Origin of the sequence: Streptomyces clavuligerus (assembly GCF_005519465.1) — a bacterium.
Lineage (GTDB): Bacteria > Actinomycetota > Actinomycetes > Streptomycetales > Streptomycetaceae > Streptomyces > Streptomyces clavuligerus.
In genome coordinates this window covers 1,191,218-1,216,878 of the sequence record NZ_CP027859.1, presented here as the reverse complement: position 1 = coordinate 1,216,878, position 25,661 = coordinate 1,191,218, and the positions used below count along the sequence as shown (strand labels likewise).

16 protein-coding genes are annotated in these 25,661 nt (G+C 73.6%); 13 read left to right on the top strand and 3 right to left on the bottom strand.

Going from position 1 to position 25,661, the window contains the following annotated elements:
* Positions 1-2: 2 nt before the first annotated feature.
* Positions 3-1,310, bottom strand: a complete 1,308-nt coding sequence (locus CRV15_RS33505; protein WP_003963473.1) for a glycosyltransferase — start codon at positions 1,308-1,310, stop codon at positions 3-5.
* 527 nt (positions 1,311-1,837) lie between these two features.
* Here CRV15_RS33505 and CRV15_RS33500 point away from each other — a divergent pair.
* The 11 genes from CRV15_RS33500 to CRV15_RS33445 all read left to right on the top strand — a co-directional run bounded on the left by CRV15_RS33500 (position 1,838) and on the right by CRV15_RS33445 (position 18,233).
* A complete protein-coding gene (locus CRV15_RS33500; RefSeq protein ID WP_003958518.1) occupies positions 1,838-3,355 on the top strand; it encodes a flavin monoamine oxidase family protein in 1,518 nt (505 codons plus the stop codon).
* Between the two features lie 91 nt (positions 3,356-3,446).
* On the top strand, positions 3,447-7,064 hold the full coding sequence (locus CRV15_RS33495) for a ferritin-like domain-containing protein (protein WP_003963471.1): 3,618 nt from the start codon (positions 3,447-3,449) through the stop codon (positions 7,062-7,064).
* Positions 7,065-7,191: 127 nt separating this feature from the next.
* Entirely contained in the window at positions 7,192-8,637 is a 1,446-nt protein-coding gene (locus CRV15_RS33490; protein WP_003958516.1) for a cytochrome P450, read from the top strand.
* 91 nt (positions 8,638-8,728) lie between these two features.
* Complete coding sequence (locus CRV15_RS33485; protein WP_003958515.1) at positions 8,729-9,562, top strand: class I SAM-dependent methyltransferase; 834 nt, start codon at positions 8,729-8,731, stop codon at positions 9,560-9,562.
* A gap of 111 nt (positions 9,563-9,673) precedes the next feature.
* Complete coding sequence (locus CRV15_RS33475; RefSeq protein ID WP_003963469.1) at positions 9,674-11,332, top strand: NDP-hexose 2,3-dehydratase family protein; 1,659 nt, start codon at positions 9,674-9,676, stop codon at positions 11,330-11,332.
* Position 11,333: 1 nt separating this feature from the next.
* Positions 11,334-12,341, top strand: coding sequence for an SDR family oxidoreductase (locus CRV15_RS33470; protein ID WP_003963468.1), 1,008 nt, complete (start codon positions 11,334-11,336; stop codon positions 12,339-12,341).
* Between the two features lie 63 nt (positions 12,342-12,404).
* The gene (locus tag CRV15_RS33465) at positions 12,405-13,514 is read left to right on the top strand and encodes a DegT/DnrJ/EryC1/StrS family aminotransferase (RefSeq protein WP_003963467.1); all 1,110 of its coding nucleotides are present in this window, start codon (positions 12,405-12,407) and stop codon (positions 13,512-13,514) included.
* Positions 13,515-13,585: 71 nt separating this feature from the next.
* Complete coding sequence (locus tag CRV15_RS33460; RefSeq protein ID WP_003963466.1) at positions 13,586-14,287, top strand: dTDP-4-dehydrorhamnose 3,5-epimerase family protein; 702 nt, start codon at positions 13,586-13,588, stop codon at positions 14,285-14,287.
* A complete protein-coding gene (locus CRV15_RS33455) occupies positions 14,284-15,159 on the top strand; it encodes an SAM-dependent methyltransferase (protein ID WP_003963465.1) in 876 nt (291 codons plus the stop codon). Before CRV15_RS33460 ends, CRV15_RS33455 begins: the two co-directional genes overlap by 4 nt.
* Before the next feature lie 101 nt (positions 15,160-15,260).
* Entirely contained in the window at positions 15,261-16,910 is a 1,650-nt protein-coding gene (locus CRV15_RS33450; protein ID WP_003963464.1) for an FAD-dependent monooxygenase, read from the top strand.
* 150 nt (positions 16,911-17,060) lie between these two features.
* Positions 17,061-18,233: a helix-turn-helix transcriptional regulator gene (locus CRV15_RS33445; RefSeq protein ID WP_003963463.1), complete on the top strand. Its 1,173-nt coding sequence runs from the start codon at positions 17,061-17,063 to the stop codon at positions 18,231-18,233.
* 69 nt (positions 18,234-18,302) lie between these two features.
* On the opposite strand, the gene CRV15_RS33440 is transcribed toward CRV15_RS33445, so the two are convergent.
* Both CRV15_RS33440 and CRV15_RS33435 read right to left on the bottom strand, forming a co-directional pair.
* On the bottom strand, positions 18,303-18,596 hold the full coding sequence (locus tag CRV15_RS33440) for a hypothetical protein (protein ID WP_009999466.1): 294 nt from the start codon (positions 18,594-18,596) through the stop codon (positions 18,303-18,305).
* A gap of 169 nt (positions 18,597-18,765) precedes the next feature.
* Positions 18,766-20,610, bottom strand: a complete 1,845-nt coding sequence (locus CRV15_RS33435; protein WP_009999465.1) for an alpha/beta fold hydrolase — start codon at positions 20,608-20,610, stop codon at positions 18,766-18,768.
* 379 nt (positions 20,611-20,989) lie between these two features.
* Here CRV15_RS33435 and CRV15_RS33430 point away from each other — a divergent pair, with 379 nt between their 5' ends.
* On the top strand, positions 20,990-21,547 hold the full coding sequence (locus tag CRV15_RS33430; RefSeq protein ID WP_003963460.1) for a hypothetical protein: 558 nt from the start codon (positions 20,990-20,992) through the stop codon (positions 21,545-21,547).
* A 106-nt stretch (positions 21,548-21,653) separates the two neighbouring features.
* Positions 21,654-25,577, top strand: a complete 3,924-nt coding sequence (locus CRV15_RS33425) for an nSTAND1 domain-containing NTPase (RefSeq protein WP_009999464.1) — start codon at positions 21,654-21,656, stop codon at positions 25,575-25,577.
* The last annotated feature ends 84 nt before the right edge of the window (positions 25,578-25,661 follow it).

Genomic DNA, 25,661 nt, shown 5'->3' with positions numbered 1-25,661 from the left:
GTTCATCGTGTGACACCTCCGATGGGGATCTGGCCCGGGGCTCCGGCCAGGGACTCGATCAGCTCGGCGGCCCGGCGCGGGGCGTCGCGGCCCCGGTGCTCCCGGGCCAGGGCACGGGCGCGCCGTCGGTAGCGCCCGTCGTGCAGTACGGCGGTGACCGCGGCGCGCAGCCGGGCCTCGGACACGGCCCGCCGGCCGAGGACGGCACCGGCGCCGGTCCAGGCGACCCGCGCGGCGACGTCGGGGTTCTCCTCCGAGCCCGGCGCGACGACCAGGGGCACCCCCTGCGCCAGGGCCGCGTTGACGCCGTTGTAGCCCCCGTTGGTCACCATCACCGCCACGTGCGGCAGCAGATGGTGGTAGGGGACGAACCGTTCCAGCCGGACGTTTCCCGGCAACGGCCGCAGCCGGTCGACGTCGAGGGTGCTTCCGGTGGTGACCACGACGAGGGCGTCCAGGTCCGCCAGCGCGCGGACGGCGGGGACGAGCAGCCGGCCGACGTCGTTCGCCGTGGTGCCCTGGGTGATCAGCACCACGGGGCGGTCGCCGCCACGCAGCTCCTCCCACCAGCCGGGCGGGTCGAACGGGTCGTCCGGGGGCGGTCCGAGGAGTCCGCCGACGAAGTGGGTGCCCGGAAGCAGATCCGCGCGGGGGAACTCGAAGGACGGCACGGTGCCCATCAGATAGAGGTCCGGCGGGCGGGCGATGTTCTCCAGGGCGGCGGTGCGCAGCCGGTCCAGTCCCACGAGGGCGCGGGCGCGGTCGGCCTCGCGGCGCAGGCCCCGCATCACGATCCGGTCGGTGAGGCGGCGGAGCAGCGCGTCACGTACCCGGCCGAGCGGTGAGGCGTTCGGCAGCAGTCCCCAGCCGAGCGGCGGGGTGTCCCTGCTGCCGAGGATGTAGACGGAGTTGTTCACCCAGGCCAGCGGGGTGCCGGTGCGCTCGGCGGCGAAGCAGGCGCCGTAGCACATGTCGTCGGCGAGAAGGCAGTCGGCCGGGAACCGGTCGAGCACCGCGAGGAGGTCGTGCGACTGGCCCGGTGCGGTCCGGTAGAAGATGTCCCGGATGCCGGTGGTGAAGCTGGTGAGGCCGGTGAGGCCGGCGTGTTCCGGGAACGCCTCCTCGCGGCTCCTGCCGCCGAAGTCGAGCCCGGCGCGCATGGGTTCGAAGCGTGCCCCGGTCCGTTCCACCCGGGCGCGGAAGACCTCGCCCGTGTACCAGCGGACCTCATGTCCGCGCCGGACCAGCTCCCGCGCGACCGCGAACACGCCGACGACGTGTCCGGGAGCCGGTGTGGTAGCGATCAGCACGCGTGTCAACGTCGCCTCCGTCGGGGTTCTCGTGCGGGGTTCTCGTGCCCGGATCTCGCGCTGGGGGTCCTGGTTGCTCTCGGTCCGCGGCCGTGCATGCCGGTGCCGCGGCGCTGCTGCCGGTACGGGACGAACGCGCGCACACCGCCCCGTACTGCTCGCTGGCCGCGTACAGCCGTGAAGCCGTGTACAGCCGTGGAGCCGTGGAGCCGTTTACAGCTGTGGAGCCGCCGCGGTCGGCTGAGCCCGTGTCCGGCCCGTCGGGTCAGGTCCGGCCCGTCGAGCCGCGTACGCAGCATCGCCCCGTCCCGGCCCCTCGGTCGCGGTGCGGCGAAAACCCCGCGCGTTCGCGCAGGGTCACGGCGCCGGGCCACCCCGTTCGCGGTCACGGGCCGACGCTCAACCCGTCCGTACCGGCGTTCGACGGGGGATACGGGCGGGGCGCCGCCGCCCGAACAATGGCGGACAAGCAATCCCCGGCATCGCTCTTTCCGGGTCCGGGAAAGGCGTGGCATCGGAGGAGTCCTGTGACGGTATCCCCGCGGGAGATCGACGGGCCGGACGGCGCGGTCGCCGCACCCAAGAAGGTCACGGTCATCGGCGCCGGTATCGCCGGTCTGGTGGCGGCCTATGAATTGGAACGCCTGGGACACCAGGTCCAGATCATCGAAGGAAGCCAGGAGGTCGGCGGCCGGATTCACACCCACCATTTCGCCGGGCGCGGCCGGAACGGTCCCTTCGCCGAACTCGGCGCGATGCGGATTCCCTCGGCACACCGGCTCACCCTGCATTACATCGCCGAACTCGGCCTCCAGAACCAGGTACATGAATTCCGGACGCTGTTCTCGGACGACGCCGCCTATCTCGCCACGTCTGGCGGTTATCTCCGGGTACGCGAGGCGCACAGGACCTTGGTCGCCGAATTCGCCGCCCGGCTGCCGCACCGGAACTACCGGGACGACACCCTCCTGTTCGGCGCCTGGCTGGACGCCAGCATCAGGGCCATCGCCCCCCGTCACTTCTGTGCGGGACTCTCCGGCGACACCGGTGTGGAACTGCTGGACTTCGTCGACCGCGTCGATGTGACGCCCTACCGGTGCGGCGGCGCCGAGAACCGGATCGACCTGCACGCCTTCTTCGCCGACCACCCCCGGGCCCGGTCCATCTGCCCGCCCAGGCTGGAACGTTTCCTCGATGATGTGCTGGACGAGACCAGCTCCACCATCGTGCGGCTGCGCGGCGGGATGGAGGCGCTTCCCCGGCGGCTCGCCGCCCGTATCCGGGGCAGGATCACCACCGGTCAGGAGGTCGTGGGCATCCATGTGCGGGACGAATCGGTCCTGCTGCGACTCCGTCAGGGCACCAAGGTCACCTCGTTGGACTGCGACTACGTGGTGTGCACCATCCCGTTCCCGGTGCTGCGGAGAATGCGGCTGACCGGGTTCGACCAGGAGAAGCTGGACATCGTCCGGCAGACGGCCTACTGGGGGGCGACGAAGCTGGCCTTCCACTGCCGGGAACCGTTCTGGGAGAAGGACGGGATCAGCGGGGGTGCCTCCTTCACCGGGGGCCATGTGCGGCAGACCTACTACCCGCCCGCCGAGGGCGATCCGGCGCTCGGCGCGGTGCTGCTCGCCAGCTATTCGATCGGCCCGGACGCCGACGCGCTGAGCCGGCTGAGCGAGGCGGAGCGGGTCGCGGTCGTCACCAGGGAGCTGAGCGTGATCCACCCCGAGCTGCGCCGTCCGGGCATGGTCCTGGGCGTGGCGGGCCGGGACTGGGGCACCCACCGGTGGTCCCGGGGCGCGGCCACGGTCCGCTGGGGCCAGGAGGCCGTCCTCCGCGAGGCGGAGCGGCGGGAGGCGGCCCGGCCGCAGCGGGGGCTCCACTTCGCCGGTGAGCACTGCTCGTCGAAGCCCGCGTGGATCGAGGGCGCGATCGAGTCGGCGATCGACGTCGCGCACGGCATCGAGTGGTACGAGCCCCGCACGGCGCGCCGCGTTCTGGCGACCACCCGTCCGGCCCGCTCGAACGGTCCGGTGTGAACGCCTGCGGGGTCGCCCCGGGACGGTCGTCCCGCAGGGGCCCCATCGGCTCGGACGGCCCGGCAGGCTCCCCCGGCTCGGAGGACACCGCATGAGCGTTTTCGATCTGCCCCGGCTGCACTTCCGCGGCACGGCGGTGGTCCGGCTGCCCACCGGGCCCCGCAGCGGCCTTGTCGACCTGGCCACGAACACCGCGCTCACCGGCGACGGGCGGGCCTTCCCGGCGCATCGGCCGGCCGCCGAGTACCACGACAGCCTCGACCGACTGGACCGGCTGGACCCGCGCGACCGGCTGGGCCCGGGGCCCGGCGGCGCGGTCCGTCCGGCGGCGGCCGGGCCCCACTCCGCCGACACCCGCTCCCCCGCCACCCGTTCCGCCGCCACCCGCTCCACCACCAGGGGCGAGGACCTGTCCGCCAAGGGCGAGGACTTCTCCGGCAAGGGGGAGGACTTCTCCGGCAACGGCCACTTCTCGGTCGACGCCCGGATCGTCAGCGCCGAGAGCGCCGCGGGCGACTTCGACACCGCCGACCCGGTGGTGGGACGGCGGGTCGACCTGTGGGGGCACTACAACGAGTACCTGGCCACCACGGTCAACCGGGCCCGGGTCTTCGACGTCGACCCGGCGTCCGACTGGACCACGACGCTCATGGTCGGCCGGTTCTGCTTCGGCCGCGCGGGACGCTCCCACGACGTCGGCTACATGGCCACCGGGGACGTCCACGGCTTCCACCCGCCGCGGTGGCACCACCCGTCCGCGCACGGGCGGCGGCGGTCGGCGCTGCACCAGTTCGTCGTGGGCGGCGGGGACGAGGGGCTGACCTGGCTCGACGAGACGGCGCTGTCCCCCGCCGCGCGGCGGCTGCGGGACACGGCGGCGGCCGGGGAGTTCGGCGGTCTGGTGGTGCAGTTCGCGCTCGGCCATCCGTCCGCCCCGCGGGCGCCCGGCCGACCGGGACGGTGGCTGCTGCGCGGGACGATCGCCCCCTGGCGCCCGGACGAGCCGCGCACCTACCCGGCGGGGCGGCTGCTCGTACCGGAACGTCCGCACACAGCGCACACGGCACACGCGACGGCGGCGGGCCGGACGGCCGGTCTGCGCCCTCTCACCGTCGGGCTCACGGACGACCACGTCACCCTCAACATGATCACCGCGGTGCCCGCCACCGTCCGGGCGGCGGACGGCACCACGGCAGAGGCCGCCCTCCCGGGACCGGCGGCAGAGGCCGCCCTCCCGGTGCCGGTCGACCTCGGCGATCTCGAACTGCGGACGGCGGACAGCGGACGGCTGGTGGCCCGCGTCCCCCGGCAGGCGTATACCGGGGCGGCGTACGCCCTGGCCAGCGGGGTGGTGACGGTCCCCGCCGAACTCCCGGCGAGCGCCGTGGCCGAGGAGGCGCTGTGTCTGACGGGCACCGGGAGCGGCCCATACGCCCCCGGGACACTGCTGCGCGAGAAGGAGATCAACGTCCAGGTCGACGACGCGTCGCTGATCCTGGAGCATCCCCGGGGCCCGGACGACGCGGACCACGATGTCGAGGTGCTGGTGCGGTCCTTCGTCCGGGGCCGTCCGGCGGCCGTCGGCGGGATCGGCGTACGGCAGTTCTTCAACCCCAGGGCCCTGCCGCGCCATCCGGCCGCGCGGAACCCCAAGGCGCGGTGCGCGGACCTCGACATCGTCCGGCTGCGCGCGGGACGGCGGGACGGCACCGGAACCGGGAGCGGGGACGGGAGCGGGAACGGGGACGGGGCCTGGTCGAGCGCCTGTGTCCTGGACACGGACCGCACCGGCCAGGGCTGGTTCACCCTGCGGGGCGCGGCGGCCGGTACCGCCCGCGTCCTGCTCTCCGCCGACGCCGGTGATCTGCCCTGCGACCCGGACCAGCCCGGCTCGGCGGCCCTCGGCTACGACCACGACGACGCGCTCGGCTTCTGGCCCGGCGCAGGTCATCTGTCGCTGCGGGTGCTCCCCGACGACTGGCGGCTGTCCGGGACCACCCCCGACGAGGCGACCTTCGACCTCGTCCACCGGGAGGTCCTCGCGTGCTACGAGCAGCTGTACTCGTTCATGAAGGAGGAGGTCTTCAGCCTCGCGGACCGGTGCAAGGTGGAGACGTACGCGAAGCTGATCTGGCAGATGTGCGACCCGCGCAACAAGGCGAAGACCTTCTACATGCCGCCGACCCGGGATCTGTCCGAGCCGAAGGCGCGTCTGCTGCTGACCTATCTACGGGCCCGGCAGTCGCCGGAACGGTTGGTTCTGACGGCCCCGGCGGAAGGCGGCGGGCGCGCCGGGGCCAGGGCCAGGGGCGGGGGTGCCGACTCACGGGGCCGCCTCGTCCGGCTGCTGCGCGACGCCGCCACGCTGGAGCTGGCCGTCATGCTCCAGTATCTGTACGCGGCCTACTCGGTCCCCGTATACGGCGCCGGGCGGGAGTACGTACGCCGGGGTCTGTGGACACCCGGGCAGCTCCGGCTCGCCTGCGGGGACGGCGGCGAGACCCTGGACGAGGGCATCCGCGGCATGCTGCTGACCGTCGCCCGCGAGGAGATGGTCCACTTCCTGCTCGTCGGCAACATCCTCACGGCCGTCGGCGAGCCCTTCGCCGTCCCCCTGGTCGACTTCGGCACCGTCAACCACGAGCTGCCCCTGCCGCTGGATCTCGCCCTGGAACGGCTGGGGCCCGGCAGCGTCGAGCGGTTCGCGCTGATCGAACGGCCCGACGACCTCGTCGGCGAGGTGCGGACGAGCGGGATGACCGGCACGGAGGGGATGGAAGGGGTGAAGGGGGGCGACGGCCTGCCGACGGGCGGGAGCGGGCCTCGGACGGGCGGGGGCGGCACGCGAACGTACGGGGGCGGGGGCGGCACGCGAACGTACGCGAACGGGGGCGGCGCGCGGCCCTACGCCTCGCTGAGCGAGCTGTACGCGGACATCCGGGAGGGGCTGCGATCCGTCCCGGACCTGTTCCCCGTGGACCGGGGCAGGGGAGGCGGGGAGCACCATCTCTTTCTGCGGGAGTCCGTCGACCGGCGCCACCCCGACTACCAGATGGAGGTCGACGACCTCTCCAGCGCGCTGTTCGCGATCGACGTCATCACCGAGCAGGGGGAGGGCGGGGTGCTCGCCCCGCGCGGGGCCGACACCTCGCACTACGCCTCGTTCCTGCGGATCGGCGAGCTGCTGCGCGGCGCGCCCGGCGGGGCGGGGGCGCACCCGGGCGGCGCGCGGGGCGGCCCGTGGAACCCGGCCCATCCCGTCGTACGGAACCCGACCCTGCGCCGGGGGAACGGGGCCATGGTGACGGTCACCGACCCCGACGCCCGGTCGGTCATGGGGCTGTTCAACCGTGCCTACTTCATGGCGCTCCAGCTCATGGCGCAGCACTTCGGGGAGCGCCCGGACGGGAGTCTGCGCCGCTCCGATCTGATGAACGCGGCGATCGACATGATGACGGGGCTGATGCGCCCGCTGGCCGAACTGCTGGTGACACTGCCCTCGGGGTGGCCGGGCACGACCGCCGGGCCGTCGTTCGAGCTGGACGGGCGGCCCGCGCCCGTGTCCCGGCCGGACGTGGCGAGGGCCGACATCGCCCGCCGCCTCGACGACCTCGCCGCGGACTGCCGCGAGCACCCGCTGGTGCCGGGCCGGGTGGGCGGGATGAGCGCGTTCTGGGCGGACCACTTCCGACCGCCCGCCCACGGCTGACGCCCGACGACGAACCGACCGCACCCGACCGAGCAACCGCGCCTCGACCGACGAGCACACCCCGACCGACGACCGCACCCGACCCACGGCCCACGACCGCACCCGACCGACGACCGACGGAGACCGCATGCCATCACCCGCGACGCTGCCGAGGTTCGACCTCAGAGGCTGGGACAGCGAGGACATCGCCCACCCGTACCCCGTGTACCGGCGCTACCGGGAGGCCGCGCCGGTCCACCGGGGGGTGTCGGGGGCGGGCGAGCCGGACACCTTCTATGTCTTCTCGTACGACGAGGTCGTCCGGGTGCTGTCGAGCCGGAGCCTCGGCCGGGACGCGCGGCGCACCGCGTCCGCTGAGCCGGAGCCGGAGACGGAGACGGAGACGGAGCCGGTGAAGGTCAAGGCGGACGCGGAGGCGGAGGCGGAGGTGGAGGTGGGGGAGACGGGCAGGGACACGGGCACCGCCGCGGCGCCCGTTCCGTTTCCCGCCGGGTGCCGGGCCCTGCGGACGCTCGTCGGGAACTGGCTGGTCTTCCTCGACCCGCCGCGCCACACCGAGCTGCGCTCCCTGCTCGGTACGGAGTTCTCGCCCTCGGTCGTCGCGGCGCTCCGGCCCCGTATCACACGGATCGCCGACCGCCTGCTGGAACGATTCGTCCAGGACATCGGGGCGCCCGGCGGCGCGGACCTCGTCGCGGGCTTCGCGGCCCCCTTCCCCCTCCTCGTCGTCTGTGAACTGCTGGGGCTTCCGCAGGAGCACCACCGCTGGCTCCGCGCCCACGCGCTGGCGCTCCAGGAGGCGGGCACCACCCGGTCCCGGGGCCGGGAGAGCGGCTGGTCCGCGCGGGCCGAGGCAGCCGCCGGGGAGTTCGCCCGCTACTTCCGGCGGGAGATACGGCGGCGGCGCGGGGAGACGGTACGGCGGCCCGGTACCGGCGGCCCCGGCAGCGGCTCCTGGGCCGGGCGCCGTGATCTGCTCACCCTCCTGGTCCGGGCCGGGGACCGCGGCGCACCGCTGGACACGGACGCGATCGTGGGCACGTGCGTCCATCTGCTCACCGCCGGGCACGAGACCACCACCGGGCTCCTGGCCAAGGCGGTGCTGGCGCTGCGGAGGCACCCGGACCTCCTCGACGAGCTGCGTGCGGCTCCCGCGCTGACACCGGGGGCCGTGGAGGAGTTCCTGCGCCACGACCCGCCGGTGCAGGCGGTGACGCGCTGGGCGTACGAGGACATCCGCCTCGGTGACCACGAGGTACCGCGCGGCAGCCGTGTCGTCGCCCTGCTGGGCTCGGCGAACCGGGACCCCGCGCGCTTCGCCGACCCCGATGTCCTGGATGTGCGCCGTGCGCCCGACCGGCAGCTCGGCTTCGGTCTGGGTATCCACTACTGCCTCGGCGCGACCCTGGCCCGCGCCGAGGCCGAGATCGGTCTGCGGGCGCTGCTGGACGGCGTTCCCGGTCTCGGGCGCGGCGGCCACCGGGTGGATTACGCCGACGACATGGTTTTTCACGGGCCGAGCCGACTGCTGCTCCGCCCGTCCGCCTCCGTGCCCCCTGACAGCGCCGCGTGACAGCACCGCGTGACAGCACCACCCCATGGCGGTACCCCCGGACGACCGCCCGGCACCCGGGAAGAGCACGAAGAGCAGGAGAGGGAAGACGATGACGGCACAGCAGAACGAGATCACCCCCGAGTCCGTCGGCCAGGCGTACGACCGGTTCGCCGACGCGGGCGCCGCGACCGTCCTGGGCGGCAACCTCCATGTGGGCCACTGGGACGAGGACCACCCCGATGTCCCGGTCGCCGAGGCCACCGACCGCCTCACCGACCTCGTCGCCGAACGTCTCGCCCTCCGGCCGGGGCGGCATCTGCTGGACGTGGGCTGCGGCATCGGCGTCCCGGCGCTGCGGATCGCGGGGGCGCACGGGGTCCGGGTGACCGGCGTCACCGTCAGCACCCAGCAGGTCGCGGAGGCGACACGGCGGGCGGACCGCTCCGGGGTCCGCGATCAGGTCTCGTTCCGGTTCGCGGACGCCATGTCCCTCCCCTTCGCGGACGGTTCCTTCGACGACGCCTGCGCGATCGAGGTCCTGGCGCATCTGGCCGACCCCGCCGCCGCGCTCGCGGAGATCCGCCGGGTCGTCCGCCCCGGCGGCCGGCTGGTCGTCTCCGACCTGTGCCAGCGGCAGCCGTTCACCGGCGAGGGCCGGGCCGTGCTGGACGAGATGCTGAGCATGTACGAGTTCGCCGGGATCGGCTCGCCCGGGGAGCACCGCGCGTTCCTGGCCGGGGCGGGCTGGGAGGTGCTGGAGCTGACGGACATCGGGGAGCGGGTCCGGGCCAGTTACGGGCACGGCGCGGCGGCCTTCCGGGAGCTGGCCCGCTCGCTGGAGGGTGTCGCGGCGGAGGGGATGTCCAGGGCGGCCGAGGTGATGGAGGCGTTCGGGAGGCACCCGGACACCGGCTATGTCCTGATCACCGCGCAGCGGCCCTGACGACCGGGCGCCCGCCGCCCCCGCTCCCCCCGCCGCCCCCGTTCCCTCCGCTCCCCGGCTCCTCCGTTCTCCCGTTCCTTCCTTTCTCTCTCCGCAGACAGGGAGTTCCCGATGCCGTCCCGGTCCGGCCCGCCCGCCGCCGTTCCCCCGCGCGCGCACGCCCCCACCGCCCCCGTCACCGTGCTGCGCCCGCGCGAGGACCGCGCACTGGCCGACCGGATGGCCCTGTCGGCGGCGACCGGCCGTGGGGCGCGGCTCGCGACGCGGGACGTCCGCGCCTGGCTGGACGAGCGCCGCCGGGCGGGGGTGTTCCAGGTGGAGCGCGTCCCGTTCGCCGCGCTGGGCGAGTGGCGGTCCGAGCGCGGCACCGGGAACCTCGTGCACCGCAGTGGGCGGTTCTTCACCGTCGAGGGTCTGCGGGTGGCGGCGGAGCACGGCGCCCCCCAGGGGTACGGGCCCCGCCGCGGCCCCCGCCGGGAGTGGCAGCAGCCCGTCATCCACCAGCCCGAGGTCGGCATCCTGGGCATTCTGGCCAAGGAGTTCGACGGCGTGCTGCACTTCCTGATGCAGGCGAAGATGGAGCCGGGGAACGCGGGTCTGCTCCAGCTCTCCCCGACCGTGCAGGCCACCCGGAGCAACTACACCGGGGCCCACCGGGGCCGGGACGTCCGGCTGATCGACCGCTTTCTGCGGCCCGGCCGCGCCCACGCCCGCCTCCCCGACCACGGACACGGACACGGCCGCGACCGGGTCCTTGTCGATGTCCTCCACTCCGAGCAGGGGACGTGGTTCTACCGGAAGTCCAACCGCAACATGATCGTCGAGACCGCCGACGAGATCCCGGCGGCGGACGACTTCCGCTGGCTGACCCTCGGTCAGATCGCCGTGCTGCTGCACGAGGACGACCTGGTCAACATGAACGCCCGGAGCGTGCTGTCCTGTGTGCCCCACCCGGACCCGGCGCCCGGCGCGCTGCTCTCCGACACCCAGCTCCTGTCGTGGTTCACCGGGGAGCGCTCGCGCCTGGGCGTGCGTGCCCAGCGCGTGCCGCTCGCCTCCGTGCGCGGCTGGCGGCACGGCCCGGAGGCGATCGAGCGCGAGGACGGCCGCTGGTTCCGGGTCGTCGCCGTCTCCGTGCGGGCCGGGAGCCGGGAGGTGGTCCGCTGGGACCAGCCGCTGATCGAGCCCGTCGGCCTCGGACTCGCGGCCTTCCTCGTCCACGAGTTCGACGGGGTGCCGCATGTCCTGGTGCACGCGCGGGCGGAGGGCGGTTTTCTGGACACGGTCGAGCTGGGGCCGACCGTCCAGTGTGTTCCCGAGGAGTGCGAACGGGTACCGGAAGCGGAACGTCCGCCGTTCCTGGGGACCGTCCTCAGCGCGCTCCTGGGCGATCCGCCGTCGCGCGTCCGCTATCAGGCCGTCCACTCCGAGGAGGGCGGCCGGCTCCTGAACGCCCGCTGCCGCTATCTCCTCGTCGAAGCGGAAGCGGGCACGGGCACAGGCGCGGGCGCGGGGGCGGAGGCCGGGGCAGGCACGGGCACAGCGGCCGGGGCAGGCGCGGGGGCGGAGTCGGAGGCCGGGGCAGGCGCGGGGGCGGAGTCGGAGGCGGCCCCGTTCGACCCGCCGCCCGGCTTCGCCTGGGTCACACCCGCCCAGCTCAGGTCCCTCACCCGGCACGGGCACTACCTCACCGTGGAGGCCCGCACCCTGCTGGCCTGCCTCAACGCCGTCGGGGCGGGACCCCGCCCCGTTCTCCGGGAGGGTGTGTGACATGCGGCGCGACACACCGGGGGCACCCGGACCGCTGATCACCGTGCTCGGCGCCTCGGGGTTCGTCGGCTCGGCCGTCGTCCGCGCGCTGGCGCGCCGCCCGGTCCGGCTGCGGGCCGTGGCGCGCCGCCCGTGCACACCCCCGCCCGGACCGGCCCGGACGACCGTCGTCCGCTGCGATCTCACCGACCGGGCGGCGCTCGCCGACGCGGTCGCGGGCTCGGACGCGGTGGTGCATCTGCTGCTGGGGGACGGCGGCTGGCGGGCGGCGGGGAGCGAACCGGGCGCCGAGCGCGTGAACGTGGGTGTGATGCGGGACCTTGTCGAGGTCCTGCGTCCGCGCCCCGCGGACGGCGCTCCTGCGCTCGTGCTGTACGGGGGCGCCGCCTCGCAGGTCGGCCTGGTGCCGCGGGAACCTCTCGACGGCAGCGAGACCGACCGCCCCGAGACCCCCTACGACCGGCAGAAGCTGAGCGCCGAGCAGATCCTCAAACAGGCCACGGCCGAGGGCCGGGTGCGCGGCGTCAGTCTGCGGCTGCCCACGGTGTTCGGCGAGGGCGCGGCGCCGGGCGCCGTCGACCGGGGGGTGGTCTCCGCGATGGCGCGGCAGGCGCTCGCGGGCCGGACGCTCACCCTGTGGAACGACGGGACGGTGCGGCGCGATCTGCTCCATGTCGACGATGCCGCGGCGGCGTTCACGGCGGCGCTCGACCGCCCGGACCGCCTGATCGGCCGCCACTGGCTGATCGGCTCCGGGCGGGGCGAGGCGCTCGGCGACGTCTTCCGGCTCGTCGCCGCCGCCGTCTCCGTCCGTACGGGGCGGCCCCCGGTCGCCGTGGTGCCGATGCCCCCGCCCGCGCACGCGCCCGCCACGGACTTCGGGAGCGTGACGATCGACGCGTCCGCGTTCCGGGCGGCCACCGGCTGGTGCCCCCGGGTCCCGCTCGCCGAAGGGGTGCGCCGTACGGTCGCCGCCCTGCCGCGGCAGCGGTGGGACGAGGACGGATGACCAGCACCCTCATAGGTCCCGGAACCCTCCGGAATCTTCTGGAACCCTTCGGAAAGGCCGACGGTGTCGATACGTGTATGGGACTACCTGGCGGAGTACGCGGCCGAGCGTCCGGACCTCCTGGACGCCGTGGAGACGGTCTTCGCCTCGGGGCAGCTCGTACTCGGCGCGAGTGTGCGCGGGTTTGAGACCGAGTTCGCCGCGTATCACGGGGTCGACCACTGCGTAGGGGTCGACAACGGGACCAACGCCATCAGGCTGGGGCTCCAGGCGCTGGGCATCGGGCCGGGCGACGAGGTGATCACGGTGTCGAACACGGCGGCGCCGACGGTGGTCGCCATCGACTCCACGGGGGCCACACCCGTCTTCACCGACGTCCGCGCGGACGACTTCCTCATGGACACCGCGCAGGTGGCGGCGGCGATCACCGACCGCACCCGCTGTCTCCTCCCGGTGCATCTGTACGGGCAGTGCGTGGACATGGCCCCGCTGCGGCGGCTCGCGGAGCGGCACGGGCTGGCGATCCTGGAGGACTGCGCCCAGGCGCACGGGGCCCGGCGGCACGGCACGGTCGCGGGCTCGACCGGCGACGCCGCCGCGTTCTCCTTCTACCCGACGAAGGTCCTCGGGGCGTACGGCGACGGCGGCGCGACGATCACCTCGGACGCGTCCGTGGCACGGCGGCTGCGGCGGCTGCGGTACTACGGCATGGAGGACCGCTACTACACGCTTGAGACGCCCGCGCACAACAGCCGTCTGGACGAGGTCCAGGCCGAGATCCTGCGGCGCAGGCTGCGGCGGCTCGACCGGTACATCGATGGGCGGCGGGCCGTCGCGCGCCGCTACGCCGACGGGCTCGCCGACACCGGTCTGGTGCTGCCGCGCACCGCCGAGGGCAATGAGCACGTGTACTACGTGTATGTGGTGCGCCACCCCCGGCGGGACACGATCATCGAGCGGCTGCGGGCCCACGACATCCATCTGAACATCAGCTATCCGTGGCCCGTGCACACCATGAGCGGGTTCGCCCATCTCGGTTACCGCCCCGGCTCGCTCCCGGTGACCGAGGCGCTGGCCGCCGAGATCTTCTCGTTGCCGATGTATCCCTCGCTCTCCCCCGAACGACAGGACCGGGTCGTCCACGCCGTGCGCGAGGTGCTGTCGACGCTGTGACATCCGCCGTCCGTCATCCGTCATCCGTCATCCGCAGAACGAGCCGAACGGGCCATGGGAGGAGAACGAACATGCGCGCACGCGCGCTCGCTGTCGAGGGGGCCCTCGTCTTCACGCCCCGGGTCTTCCCCGACGACCGGGGGCTGTTCCTCTCGCCGTTCCAGGAGGCGGCGTTCACCGAGGCCCACGGCGGCCCGCTGTTCCCCGTCGCGCAGAGCAACCACAGTCTGTCCCGGCGCGGTGTGGTGCGAGGCCTCCACTTCACCGTGACGCCGCCCGGCACCGCGAAGTACGTCCACTGCGCGCGGGGGGCGGCCCTGGACATCGTCGTCGACATCAGGGTCGGGTCGCCCACGTTCGGCCGGTGGGACGCGGTCCTGATGGACCAGCGGGACCACCGGGCCGCCTACCTCCCCGTCGGGGTGGGCCACGCGTTCGTGGCGCTGGAGGACGACACCGTCATGTCGTATCTGCTCTCCGAGAGCTATGTGCCGGAGAACGAACTCGCCCTGTCCGTCCTCGATCCCGCCCTCGGGCTGCCCGTTCCGCGGGGCATCGAACCGGTCCTCTCCGAACGGGACCGCACGGCGGTCACGCTCGCCGAGGCACGGCGCCAAGGGCTGCTGCCGGAGTACGCGCGGTGCCGGGAGATCGAACGGGACGCCGCGTCCGCCCGCACCGCGCCGCCACCGCCCCCTCACCCTTCCCAGCCCTCTCAGCCCTCTCACGCATCTCATGCCGCCCGCCGTCGAACCGAAAGGCCGCTGCCATGACCGACACGACCGCCCCGAGCCCACCCGTACCGGAAGCCGTCGGCGAGCTGTACGACCGGCTGACGCTGAGCGCGATGCGGGACGGCACCTTCAACCCCAATGTCCATATCGGCTACTGGGACACACCGGACTCCGACGCCTCCATCGAGGAGGCGATGGACCGGTTCACGGATGTGTGCGCCGAGCGGATGCGGGTGGACACGCTGTCCCATGTGCTCGACCTGGGCTGCGGGGTGGGCGGCCCCGCGCTGCGGATCGTGTCCCGTACGGGTGCCCGGGTCACCGGCGTCAGTGTCAGCGAGGAGCAGATCAGGACGGCGGGCCGACTGGCGGCCGAGGCCGGGCTCGCCGACCGGGCCGCCTTCCGGCACGGCGACGCGATGCGGCTGCCGTTCGCGGACGCGTCGTTCGACGCCGTGCTGGCCCTGGAGTCGATGTGCCACATGCCGGACCGGCACCAGGTGCTCACCGAGGTGTGCCGGGTGCTGATCCCCGGCGGACGGCTGGTGCTGACCGATGTGTTCGAACGCGCCCCGCGCAAGGCGGTGCGGCACCCGGGCATCGACCGCTTCTGCCGCAGCCTCATGGTGACGATGGCGGACCTCGACGACTACGCCGGGCTGATCCACCGCAGCGGGCTGCGGCTGCGCGCCCTCGTCGACGTCACCGAGGGGACGACGCTGCGCACCGGTCTCGAACTGGCGCGGCGGATGGCAGCAGCTCCGGCCCCGGCCGCGGCATCGGAGCCGAAGGGGCGGCCCGCGGCGCTCGACGAGGGCAATTTCCGCTTCCCCGAGGACGGTTTCCACCCGTCCGACCTGGCGGGTGTCGAGGACTTCGGCTGTCTGCTGGTGACCGCGGAACGCCCGTGAGCGGCGGCGGTGGACGTGCCGGGAGAGGGGCCGGAAGCGGACGTACCGGGGGAAGGGCCGGACGAGAGGACGGACGAAGGGACGGGAGAGGGGACGGGACGATGGGCTCCGCCGAGTGGACCGATGTCCTGATCGTGGGCGGTGGCCCGGTCGGGATGGCGCTGGCGCTGGATCTGGCGTACCGGGGGGTGGACTGCGTGGTCGCGGACGCCGGTGACGGAACGGTCCGGCACCCCAAGGTGAGCACGATCGGCCCGCGTTCGATGGAGCTGTTCCGCCGCTGGGGTGTCGCGGACGCCGTACGGGACGCCGGATGGCCCCCGGACCACCCCCTGGACATCGCGTGGGTGACCCAGGTGGGCGGCCATGAGCTGCACCGCTACCACCGGGGGACGGCCGGGAACCGCCCGGTCTTCGCCCATACGCCGGAGCCCGACCAGGTCTGCCCGGCGCACTGGCTGAATCCGGTGCTGGCCCGGGCGGTGGGGGTCCATCCGGACGGGCCGCTGCGACTGCGTACGACCGTCGACCGTGTGCTGCGGAGAGACGATTACGTGGAGGCGACCCTTATAGATCAGGCCACCGGGACGAGCGGCAGCATACGCGCGCGCTTCCTGGTCGCCTGCGACGGCGCCGCCTCCCCGATCCGCCGGAGCTGCGGCATCGACGCGCCGCCCCGGCACCGCACCCGGGTCTTCCGTAACATCCTCTTCCGCGCCCCCGGCCTCAGGGAACAGCTCGGCGACCGCGCCGCCCTCGTCCACTTCCTCGTACGGTCGCAGACCCTGCGCTTCCCGTTGCGTTCGCTGGACGGCGGCGATCTGTACACCATGGTCGTGGGCGCGGACGAGGACACTCCGGCCGGGCGGGGCGGCGGCACCGCCGCGGGGCGGGGTGACGCGCTGGCGCTGATCGGCGACGCGCTCGCCGTCGACACACCGGTGGAGTTGCTGGGCGACGGCCTGTGGCGGCTCACCCACCGGGTCGCCGACCGGTACCGGGCCGGACGGGTCTTCCTCGCCGGGGACGCCGCGCACACGCTGTCGCCGTCCGGCGGTTTCGGGCTCAACACCGGTATCGGCGACGCCGCCGACCTGGGCTGGAAGCTCGCCGCCGCACTGGACGGCTGGGCCGGGAGGCAGTTGCTCGACACCTATCAGACCGAACGCAGACCGATCGCCGTGGAGAGTCTGGAGGAGGCGCATGTCCACTTGCAGCGCACCCTGCGGCGGCCGGTGCCGCCCGGCATCCACCGCGAGGGGCCCGAGGGCGGGCGGGCGCGCGCGGAGATGGCGGAACAGCTCCGGAACAGCGGCGTCCAGCGGGAGTTCGACGCCCCGGAGATCCACTTCGGGCTGCGCTACCGCTCCCCCGCGATCATCGAGGACCCCACCGTCCCCGTGCGCCGCGGAAAGCCGGACGCCGACTGGCGCCCCGGCAGCGAGCCCGGCAGCCGCGCCGCGCACGCGTGGTGGGACGGGGCCACGTCCACGCTCGATCTGTACGGGCGCGGGTTCGTGCTGCTGTGCTTCGCCGGGCACGAGGGGGTGGCGGGGGTCGAGCGCGCCTTCGCCGAACGGCGCGTTCCGCTGACGGTGTGCCGTGGCGGCGCCGGGGAGGTGGCCGCGTGCTACGAACGGGCCTTCGTGCTGGTGCGGCCGGACGGCCATGTGGCGTGGCGCGGCGACGCGCTTCCGGGGGACCCGGGGAGGCTCGCCGACACGGTACGGGGCGACGGGGCCGACGGCTGAGAACCGACGGCCGGCGGCGGGCGACAAGGCTGAGGGCCGGCGGCGACGGGGCTGAGGGCGGGCGGCTGAGAACCGACGGCTGCGAGCGGGTGTTCGACGCGCCGTCGAACCATGCCGTGGTGGCATGCCCCCAGGTCTAGCCTTTCGGCCATGGTGGGCCACGGGAGAACGGAACGTGCTGACGCGATCCGGGGCGCGGCAGTGCGCGCGGCGGGCGCGGCGACCGGGGTGGACGAGTTCTTCGAGGCGGTGATGCGGGCCGTGCGCCCGGTGCTCAGGTCCGATGTCTGGGCCGGGTTCACCGTCGACCCGGACACCCTGCTGAACACCGGCGGCTACTACCGTTACGCCGTCCCGCTCCACTACATGCCCCGCATGCTGGACATCGAGTACCGCGAGGGCGACGTCAACGGGGTGCCCGAACTGTCCCGGGAACCCGTGCCGGTGCGTCTGCTCAGCGAGGCGGTCGGCGGGGCCCGGGAGCGCAGCCCCCGGTACCGGGACATCATCGCTCCGCTGGGCCTCTCCGACGAGGCCCGTTTCGTGCTGCGCGACCGGTACGGCACCTGGGGCGGCCTCACCCTCGGCATCGGACGCGACACACCGCCGTTCAGCCCGGAGGCGCGAGCGGTGGCGCGGTCGCTCACCGAACCGCTGGGGGGAATCCTGCGCCGGCTCCATCTGTCCCGGCGCGCCTGGGGCGAGCACCCGGCCACGCCCCCGCCCCCCGGCGCCGCCCCGGCCCCGGCGCTGGTGCTCCTGGACGAGGAGTACACGCCGGTGCAGTTCAGCCCCACGGCCCCGCTCTGGCTGGACGAACTGCCCGCTCCCGGAACCCCCTTCGCACCGGACACCGGCCCCGCGCGCGGCGGTCTCTCCCCCGCGCTGTACGGAGTCGCGGCGGCCGTCCGCGCCCCCGGCTCCCCGGGTTTCCTGGTCTCCTGGGCCCAGACCCGCACCCGCGGCCGGGTCCGCCTCCACGCCTGGCACCTCGCGCTCCCCGGCCCCGCCCGGGTCGCGATAGCGGTGGAACCGGCCGGCCCGGGCGAACACATCGCCCTGATCACCGCCGCCCATGGGCTCACCCCCCGCGAGGGCGAGATCACCGGTCTGGTCCTGCGCGGCCACTCCACGGCCGAGATCTCCCGGTTGGCGGATCTCTCCCCGTACACCGTCCAGGAACATCTGAAGTCGGTCTTCGACAAGACCGGCGTCCGCAGCCGCCGCGACCTGGTGGCGGCGCTCTTCACCCGCCACACGGAACCGGCCCTGCTGAAGACGGCGACGGCGGACGGAGTCACAGGTCGTACGGGTCTTCTCTGATCACGGGGCCCCGGCCCTCCCCCGAGGAACGGGCCGGGACCCCTGTGTGTCAGCGGTGCCCGGGTCGGGTCAGCGGCGTACGACCCACAGCTCGTACATGCCGAGGCCGATCGGGGAGCAGAGGTAGCTGTAGATCTGCCCGTTTCTCAGGAGGGTCTGCCCCCAGGAGACACAGGTGGACTGGCTGAAAGTGCCCCATCTCTCCCAGGCGGCCATGGTCGTTTCCGGCGCTGCCGCCGTGGTCGCGGCGGTGGCCGAGGGCGTCGCCTGGGCGGTCGAGGTGGCGCCCAGGAGCGACGCCACCACCATCGCCGCCACGGCCGCGGCCGTCCCTATCCTCTTCGGTGTCACTGTCGTCGACATACGTGTCTCCTCCGTTGCGGTCGGCCTCTGCGGCTTGTGCCGACCGGGACACCGAGGAGACTTCCAGAGCGGCCCGATCGGGCCTATACCAGAAATCTGGGGTGCCGTCGCAGACGACGCGGATGGGGTGGCCGGGAAGCGACCCCGGGGTGAGCCGCGGTCCCGGCTCTCAGCAGCGCGTGTCCAGATCGGGGTCCTGGACCTGGCGGACCGCGCCCGTCCTGTCGATATGCAGGAACTCGGCCTTCTTGTCTCCGTCGACGTCGGCGAAGTGAATCTCCTCCGGCGGGGCCCCGGTGTCCGGCACGATCCGGCAGATGTCGTCGGAATCAATGCCCTCTTCCGCGCCGCTGTGGTTGAGCCAGGCGTTCGCGCCGCCTTCGGGGGTGATGAGGATCTGGTCGGCCCGCTCGTTTCCGTCGAGGTCGGCATACCTGATGTCACGGTTGTAGGCGTGTTTCCCGGCCCTCAGGGGAGTGGACCACTTCAGATGCTTCCGGCCGGCCTCATCCGTGAAGCCCCGGTTGAACCAGATGGTCACCTTGCTGCTCGGCTCGATCCACAGATAGTCGACGCGACCGTCTCCGTCGACATCGGCGAACTGGATCTCCTTGAGGTCCGGTACCCGGTCGGCGGTATCCGACAGGGGAACATCGGCGTCGCCCTCGTATGTGTCCTGACACATACGGGCACCTGGCGGATTCGCCGCGATCCAGGTGTGGACGGTCACCCCGCCGGTCGCGTCCACCACCATGCAGTCGGGCCAGTCGTCACCGTCGATGTCGCCGAAGCGCAACGCGGCGCCGTCCGCGCCGTCCGCGGGGACGTACGCGTTCTCCCCTTTCGCTCCGTAATGCAGACGCCCGTCCTTGACACCGCCGTTCCACCAGAAATCGAATTTCTGGTTCTTGCCGACCGTGAGGTAATCGGCTTTCCTGTCCTGATCCGGATTGATGTCGACCAACCAGAACGAGTTCTGGGCCGGAAACGTCTCGGGCGGTGTCGCGTTGCCGACCTTCTGTTCCTGGGCCGGACCCCTCTCGGGCGGGGTGGCGTCGCCGCCTTTCTGTTCCTGGGCCGGAGACTTCTCGGGCGAGGTGACGCCGCCGGCCTTCTCTTCGGTCGACTTCCATGGCATCGGGGCGAAATGCAGGATCGACGCGACGGCCGCCAGAGCGACACCCGAGGCGATCGCGACCTTCCGGCGCCACCATTTCCCGGAGGGCTCTTCTTTGGCCGGGACACGGGTGAAGGGCCCCGCCACCGGCCCGGGCCCCGTCTCCGGTTCCGGCCCGGGCACATACGGCTCGCTGCGTGTGGCGAGCATGAGACGGCGGAGCGCGGTGAACGTCCGGTGCTGGTGCGAATCGGCCTTGAGGATGCTGGAGTGGTCGCCCGGCAGGGCGGAACTGTCCGGGAAGACGGACCGCGCCGAGGCGCGGGACACCACGCCGTCGCTCTCGCCCGCGTAGACCGACACCGGGATGGGACAGGTCCGGTCGGTGACCTCGGTGGCGTTCACGACATCGCGTATCACCGTGCGCAGGGTCTCGCTGACGCGGTCGTTCAGCGGGCGGAGATCCTTCTCCTGCGGATTGCGCAGGCCCAACGCCCGCCGCCGCAAGGAGAGCAGCAGTTCGGAGCCGTTGTTCGGGCAGGCGATCATGACCAGCCGGTTGATCCGGGCGAGTTCGCGGCCTCTGCCGTCCTGGAGCATGCCGGCCAGATAGCGCTGGGCGACCAGCCCGCCCTGGCTGTGGGTGACCAGGAGCAGTTGGTCGAACGCTCCGGCTTCCGTGACCAGGTATTCCTTGAGGCTGTCGGCGGCCGTCTCGATCGACGGGAAGACCCGCAGCGGATTGACCGCCAGCAGCCCGGTCGAGTATTCGAACGCCAGCGGTTGCACGAACCCGAGGCTCCGGTCCGTGGCGATCAGCTCGCGCAACGGCTCCCAGGTCCTCGGCCCGGACATGAACCCGTGGATCATCACGAGTCCCAGTCGGCTGTCCCCCACGTCGCCGATCCCTTCTCCACTCGATGAAGCGCTCACCGTAGCCCCGCCTCCGGCCGCTCCCCCCGCAAACCTCAGGGAAGTGGCCAGAAACCCACCCTTGAAGCGGAATCAGGGGCGCCATATCGACGCTGACGCCACCCCTGGCACGCTCTGCCGCCTGGATACGCTCCGGCCACGCCCGCCCGGTTTACGCCCTTGTCCGGCGGGACCCCGATGGGCCCTGTCGAGCACGTCATCACCGTGGCGCGCTCCGGGCCCACCGGCCGGCCGCACCCCGTGTCCGGCCTCCCCTGACCGCACCACCGCGAGGTGGGGGCCGGGTGACCGCTCGGCACGGGCGGGACACGGCCGGTCCTCCGGACCACGAGAGGGGACATCCGTGCCGAGTGGAAAGCGCAACGCCCTACCCGAACTCTTCTGCCCGATACAGCCCAGAATCAGCCCCCTGCGCGCGGAGCTGGAGGCCGATGTCGCCCGCTGGATGGAGACCTCGCGTCTCTCCGAGCGCCCGGCCCAGCCGAAACGTTACATCCATTCCGGTTTCGGCTCGTTCGCCGCCCGGGTCTGCCCGGACGCGGAACGGGAGGAGCTGCTCCTGTTCTCCCGCCGGCTCACGTTCGGCTTCTTCTACTTCTTCTCCTTCTTCTACGACGACACCTTCTTCGACGCGGGCGAGAACCACGAGCATCCGGGCGCCGCCGCCGACGCCGTGATGGCGATGGTGTCCGTCCGGTCGGCGGAGGGGGAGCCGTCGGGCCTCCCCCACCGGTACGACCCCGACGGTTCGCACCGGCTCGGCATCGCCACCTACCCCCGGGGCCACCGGGTCGACGACGTCGGCCCCGACTGGCTGCGTTCCTCCGACGCCCACAGCGGCACCGGCACCCGGAACGGAGCCGAGAGCGGCACCGGGACCGGGACCGGGACAGCGGCCTGATAGACCGGGTCGGCGCCGCCGACGCCGGCGGACCATTGTCCGGTGTCACCCTGTACAGCGGGGTGACGGGCTCCGGACAATGGTCCGCCGAAGAGGAGGTGGGCCCGTGCCCCGCCCCGAGAAACCCCTGGAGCCGGGCGACGACCCGCTCCTCCTGTTCGCCGCCGACCTGCGGCGGCTGCGGTCGGAAGCGGGCAGTCCCACCTATCGGGTCCTGGCCCGCAGGGCGCACTACTCGGTCGCGACACTGGCCGCCGCCGCGTCAGGACAACGGCTGCCGAGTCTGTCGGTGACGCTGGCGTACGCCGGGGCCTGCGGCGGGGACACCGAGGAGTGGGAGCGGTACTGGTACGAGGTCGCCGCCCTGGTCCGGGGGCCCCTGGGTGGGCGCACGGACGGGACGGAGTGCCCGTACCCGGGGCTCGCGGCGTTCCAGGCGGCGGACGCGGACCGCTTCTTCGGCCGGGACCGGTCCGTGCGGGAGGTGCTGTCCCGGCTGGAACGGCACCGCTTCGTCGCCCTGTTCGGCGCCTCGGGGGCGGGCAAGTCCTCCGTTCTGCGGGCCGGTCTGGCCCCCGCCCTGGGGCACACGGTCGTCTTCACGCCCGGGGCCCGCCCGCTGGAGGAGACCGCCGCCGCGCTCGCCCCGGCCGTCGGCGCCGCACCGGAGCAGCTCCGTACCGACCTCTCGGCCGGGCCGCACGGACTGCGCCGCGCCCTGCGGCGGATGAACGGCCCAACGGACGGCGCGAGGGACGGCCCGACGGAGGGCCCGGCGAACAGCCGGACGAACGGCCCGACCACGCTGATCGTCGACCAGTTCGAGGAGGTCTTCACCCTCTGCCACGACCCGGTCGAGCGCGAGCTGTTCCTGTCCGCCCTGCTGACCGCGGCAGCCGACGACGGCGCGGACGGGACGGACCAGGGGGGCGGGGGCGGGAACGGGGGCTGCCGGGTCGTCCTCGGCGTCCGCGCCGACTTCTACACCCACTGCACCCGCCACCCGGAGCTGGTCGAGGCCCTGCGCGAATCCCAGGTGATGCTGGGCCCGATGACCGCCGACGAGTTGCGCCGGGCCATCACCGAACCGGCCCTCCGCACGGGCTGCACCGTGGACGAAGCCCTGCTGGCCGCCCTGGTCGCCGACACCGCGGGCCAGTCGGGCGTGCTGCCGCTGCTGTCGCACGCGCTGCGCGAGACCTGGCTGCGGCGGGACGGCACCACCCTGTCCCTGGAGGGCTTCCGCGCCGCCGGGGGCATCGACGGCGCGCTCGCGCAGACAGCGGAGTCCTTCTGGAGCGCGCTGCCCCCGGCCCGGCAGGAGCTGACCCGGAATCTTCTGCTGCGGATGGTCGCCCCCGGCGAGGGGACCGAGGACACCAAACGCCGCGTCCGGCGCACCGAACTCGACGCCGACCCCGACACCGCCGACGTGCTGGAACTGCTGGTACGGACCCGGCTGCTGACCCTTGGGGACGACAGCGCCGAGATCGCGCACGAGGCCCTCATCCGGAGCTGGCCCCGGCTGCACGGCTGGCTCGGTACCCACCGCGACGGGCTGCGGGTGCACCGGCAGCTCACCGAGGCCACCGCCGCGTGGGAGGCCCTGGGCCGCGACCCCGGCGCGCTCTACCGGGGCACCCGGCTCTCCCTCGCCCGGGACTGGGCACGCTCCAGCCCCGGCGCGCTGTCCGTGCGGGAGCGCGCGTTCCTCGACGCCGCCGTCGGCGCCGAGGAGAGGGAACAGGCGGCGGCGCGGCGGCGCACCCGGCGGCTGCGACAGCTCGTCACCCTGCTCGCCGTCCTGGTGGTGGTCGCCACCAGCGCCACGGTGTACGCGGTCCGCACCGGGCGCACCGCCGTCGAGCAACGCAACGCCTCGCTGTCCCGTGAGGTGGCGGCGCAGGCGGACGCGGTGCGGGTGCAGAATCCCGCGCTGTCGGCGCAGCTCGCGCTCGCGGCGTACCGGCTGGTCCCGACGGTGCGGGCGCACAGCGCCCTGCTGAGCACCTTCGCGACCCCGTACGCCACCCGGCTGACCCGGCGGACGGTCCGCGCTGCCCTGGACGCCAAGAACCCGTACGGGCGGACGGCCGTGTTCGCGCCGGACGGAAGGGTTCTCGCCACGGCGGAGGGCGACCGCACGGTGCGGCTGTGGGACACGGGCGATCCGTACCGGCCCCGGGAGCGGGCGGCGCTCCCCGGTCATACGGCCCTGGTGTGCGGGATCGCGTTCGGCCCCGGTGGGCGGCTGCTGGCCACGGCGGGCCGGGACCGCACGGTGCGGCTGTGGGACGTGGCCGATACCCGCCGTCCGCAGGCGCTCGCGGTGCTCCCCCGGCACTCGGGCGAGACCTGTGCGGCGGACCTCGATCCGGGTGGGCGGCTGCTGGCGACAGCCGACGAGGAGGGTGCGGTGCGGCTGTGGGACGTGGCCGATCCGCGCCGTCCCCGGGAGCTGGCGTCCGCGGACCGTGCCCCGGGGGTGCACGCGGTGGCGTTCGGCCCGCGCGGGCGGCTGCTGGCCGCGGTGGGCCGGGACGGCAGCGTACGGCTGTGGGACATCACCCCCGCCGGGCGGCTGCGTGAACGGGAACGGCCGTCCGGCGGGCGTCCGGGTGAACGGGAACGGCCCGGCGGCCACACCGGTTCGGTGTGGTCGGTGGCGTTCGCGCCCGACGGGCGGAGCCTGGCGACGGCGGGCGAGGACCAGACCGTACGTTTGTGGGACCTCACCACCCCACACCCCCGAGAACAAGCCGGCCTCACCGGCCATCTGCGGACCGTGTACGCGGTGGCGTTCGCGCCCGACGGGCGGAGTCTCGCGACGGCGGGCGAGGACCAGACCGTACGTTTATGGGACCTCACCACCCCACACCCCCGAGAACAGGCCAGCCTCACCGGCCATCCGACGATGGTGATCTCGCTGTCGTTCCGTGCCGACGGCCGGGCCCTGGCCGCCGCCAGCCAGGATCACTCCGTACGGCTGTGGGACCTGCCGCTGCCCGCGCTCGCCGCGCACACCGATTTCGTCTTCGGCACCGTGTTCTCCCCCGACGGCCGCCTCCTCGCCACCGTCAGTCAGGACCGGACCGTACGGCTGTGGGACGCGACCGCTCCCCGGCGCCGCGGCCCGCTGGCCGTCCTCACCGGGCACACGGACAACGTCTACGGGGCGGCGTTCGCGCCGGACGGGCGCACGCTGGCCACCACCAGCGAGGACCAAACGGTCCGGCTGTGGGACGTCACCGACCCGCGTCGGCCGGGGCGGCTCGCCACGCTCACCGGGCACCGGCGCAACCCCGAGGGAGTGGCCTTCAGCCCGGACGGACGAATTCTGGCCACCACCAGCGTCGACCGCACCGTACGGCTGTGGCGTGTCGACGACCGCCGCGCACCGCGTGCCCTCGCGTACTTCACCGCGCACCGGGACCATGTCCGTTCGGTCGTGTTCAGCCCGGACGGGCGGACCATGGTGACGGCGGGCGACGACCACACCGTACGGCTGTGGGACCTGGCCGCTCCGGAGCGGCCCCGGGAGCGGGCCGTGCTGACCCGGCACAGCGGCGGGGTGAGCGCGGTCGCGTTCCGTTCCGACGGTGCTGTGCTGGCGACCGGCAGCGGCGACCAGACGGTCCGGCTGTGGGCGGTCGGCGGCCCGGGGCGCCCCCGTGAGCTGGGGGTGCTCTCCGGTCACACCAGTTCGGTGTACGGCGTCGCGTTCGCTCCGGACGGGCGGACGCTGGCGACGGCGGGTGACGACCGGACGCTGCGGCTGTGGGACGTCACCCGTCCGGAACGGGCCCGGGAGCGGGCCGTGCTGACGGGCCACACGGACCGGCTGCACCGGGTGGCGTTCGCGGCGGACGGCCACACCGTCGCGACCAGCAGCAGGGACGGCACCGCGCTCCTCTGGGAGACCGATGTGCGCACCGTCGCCGCGCGGATCTGCGCCCTCGCCCATCCCACGATCACCCGCGGGGAGTGGAAGGCGTACTTTCCGGGGCTCCCCTACCGTCCGCCGTGCTGACGGGAGCCCGCCCCCACGCCTTCGCCGGGGCCATGGCCCCCGCGGGGTGCCGGTGTCGAGGATCTGGCTGTCGCCCTCGGTGGC

Bases quoted from the DNA above. Each gene is read 5' to 3' on its own strand.
- CRV15_RS33475 (WP_003963469.1), top strand. From the start codon at position 9,674: ATGCCGTCCCGGTCCGGCCCGCCCGCCGCCGTTCCCCCGCGCGCGCAC.
- CRV15_RS33440 (WP_009999466.1), bottom strand. From the start codon at position 18,596: ATGTCGACGACAGTGACACCGAAGAGGATAGGGACGGCCGCGGCCGTG.
- CRV15_RS33470 (WP_003963468.1), top strand. From the start codon at position 11,334: ATGCGGCGCGACACACCGGGGGCACCCGGACCGCTGATCACCGTGCTC.
- CRV15_RS33485 (WP_003958515.1), top strand. From the start codon at position 8,729: ATGACGGCACAGCAGAACGAGATCACCCCCGAGTCCGTCGGCCAGGCG.
- CRV15_RS33460 (WP_003963466.1), top strand. From the start codon at position 13,586: ATGCGCGCACGCGCGCTCGCTGTCGAGGGGGCCCTCGTCTTCACGCCC.
- CRV15_RS33455 (WP_003963465.1), top strand. From the start codon at position 14,284: ATGACCGACACGACCGCCCCGAGCCCACCCGTACCGGAAGCCGTCGGC.
- CRV15_RS33450 (WP_003963464.1), top strand. From the start codon at position 15,261: ATGGGCTCCGCCGAGTGGACCGATGTCCTGATCGTGGGCGGTGGCCCG.
- CRV15_RS33445 (WP_003963463.1), top strand. From the start codon at position 17,061: ATGGTGGGCCACGGGAGAACGGAACGTGCTGACGCGATCCGGGGCGCG.
- CRV15_RS33490 (WP_003958516.1), top strand. From the start codon at position 7,192: ATGCCATCACCCGCGACGCTGCCGAGGTTCGACCTCAGAGGCTGGGAC.
- CRV15_RS33495 (WP_003963471.1), top strand. From the start codon at position 3,447: ATGAGCGTTTTCGATCTGCCCCGGCTGCACTTCCGCGGCACGGCGGTG.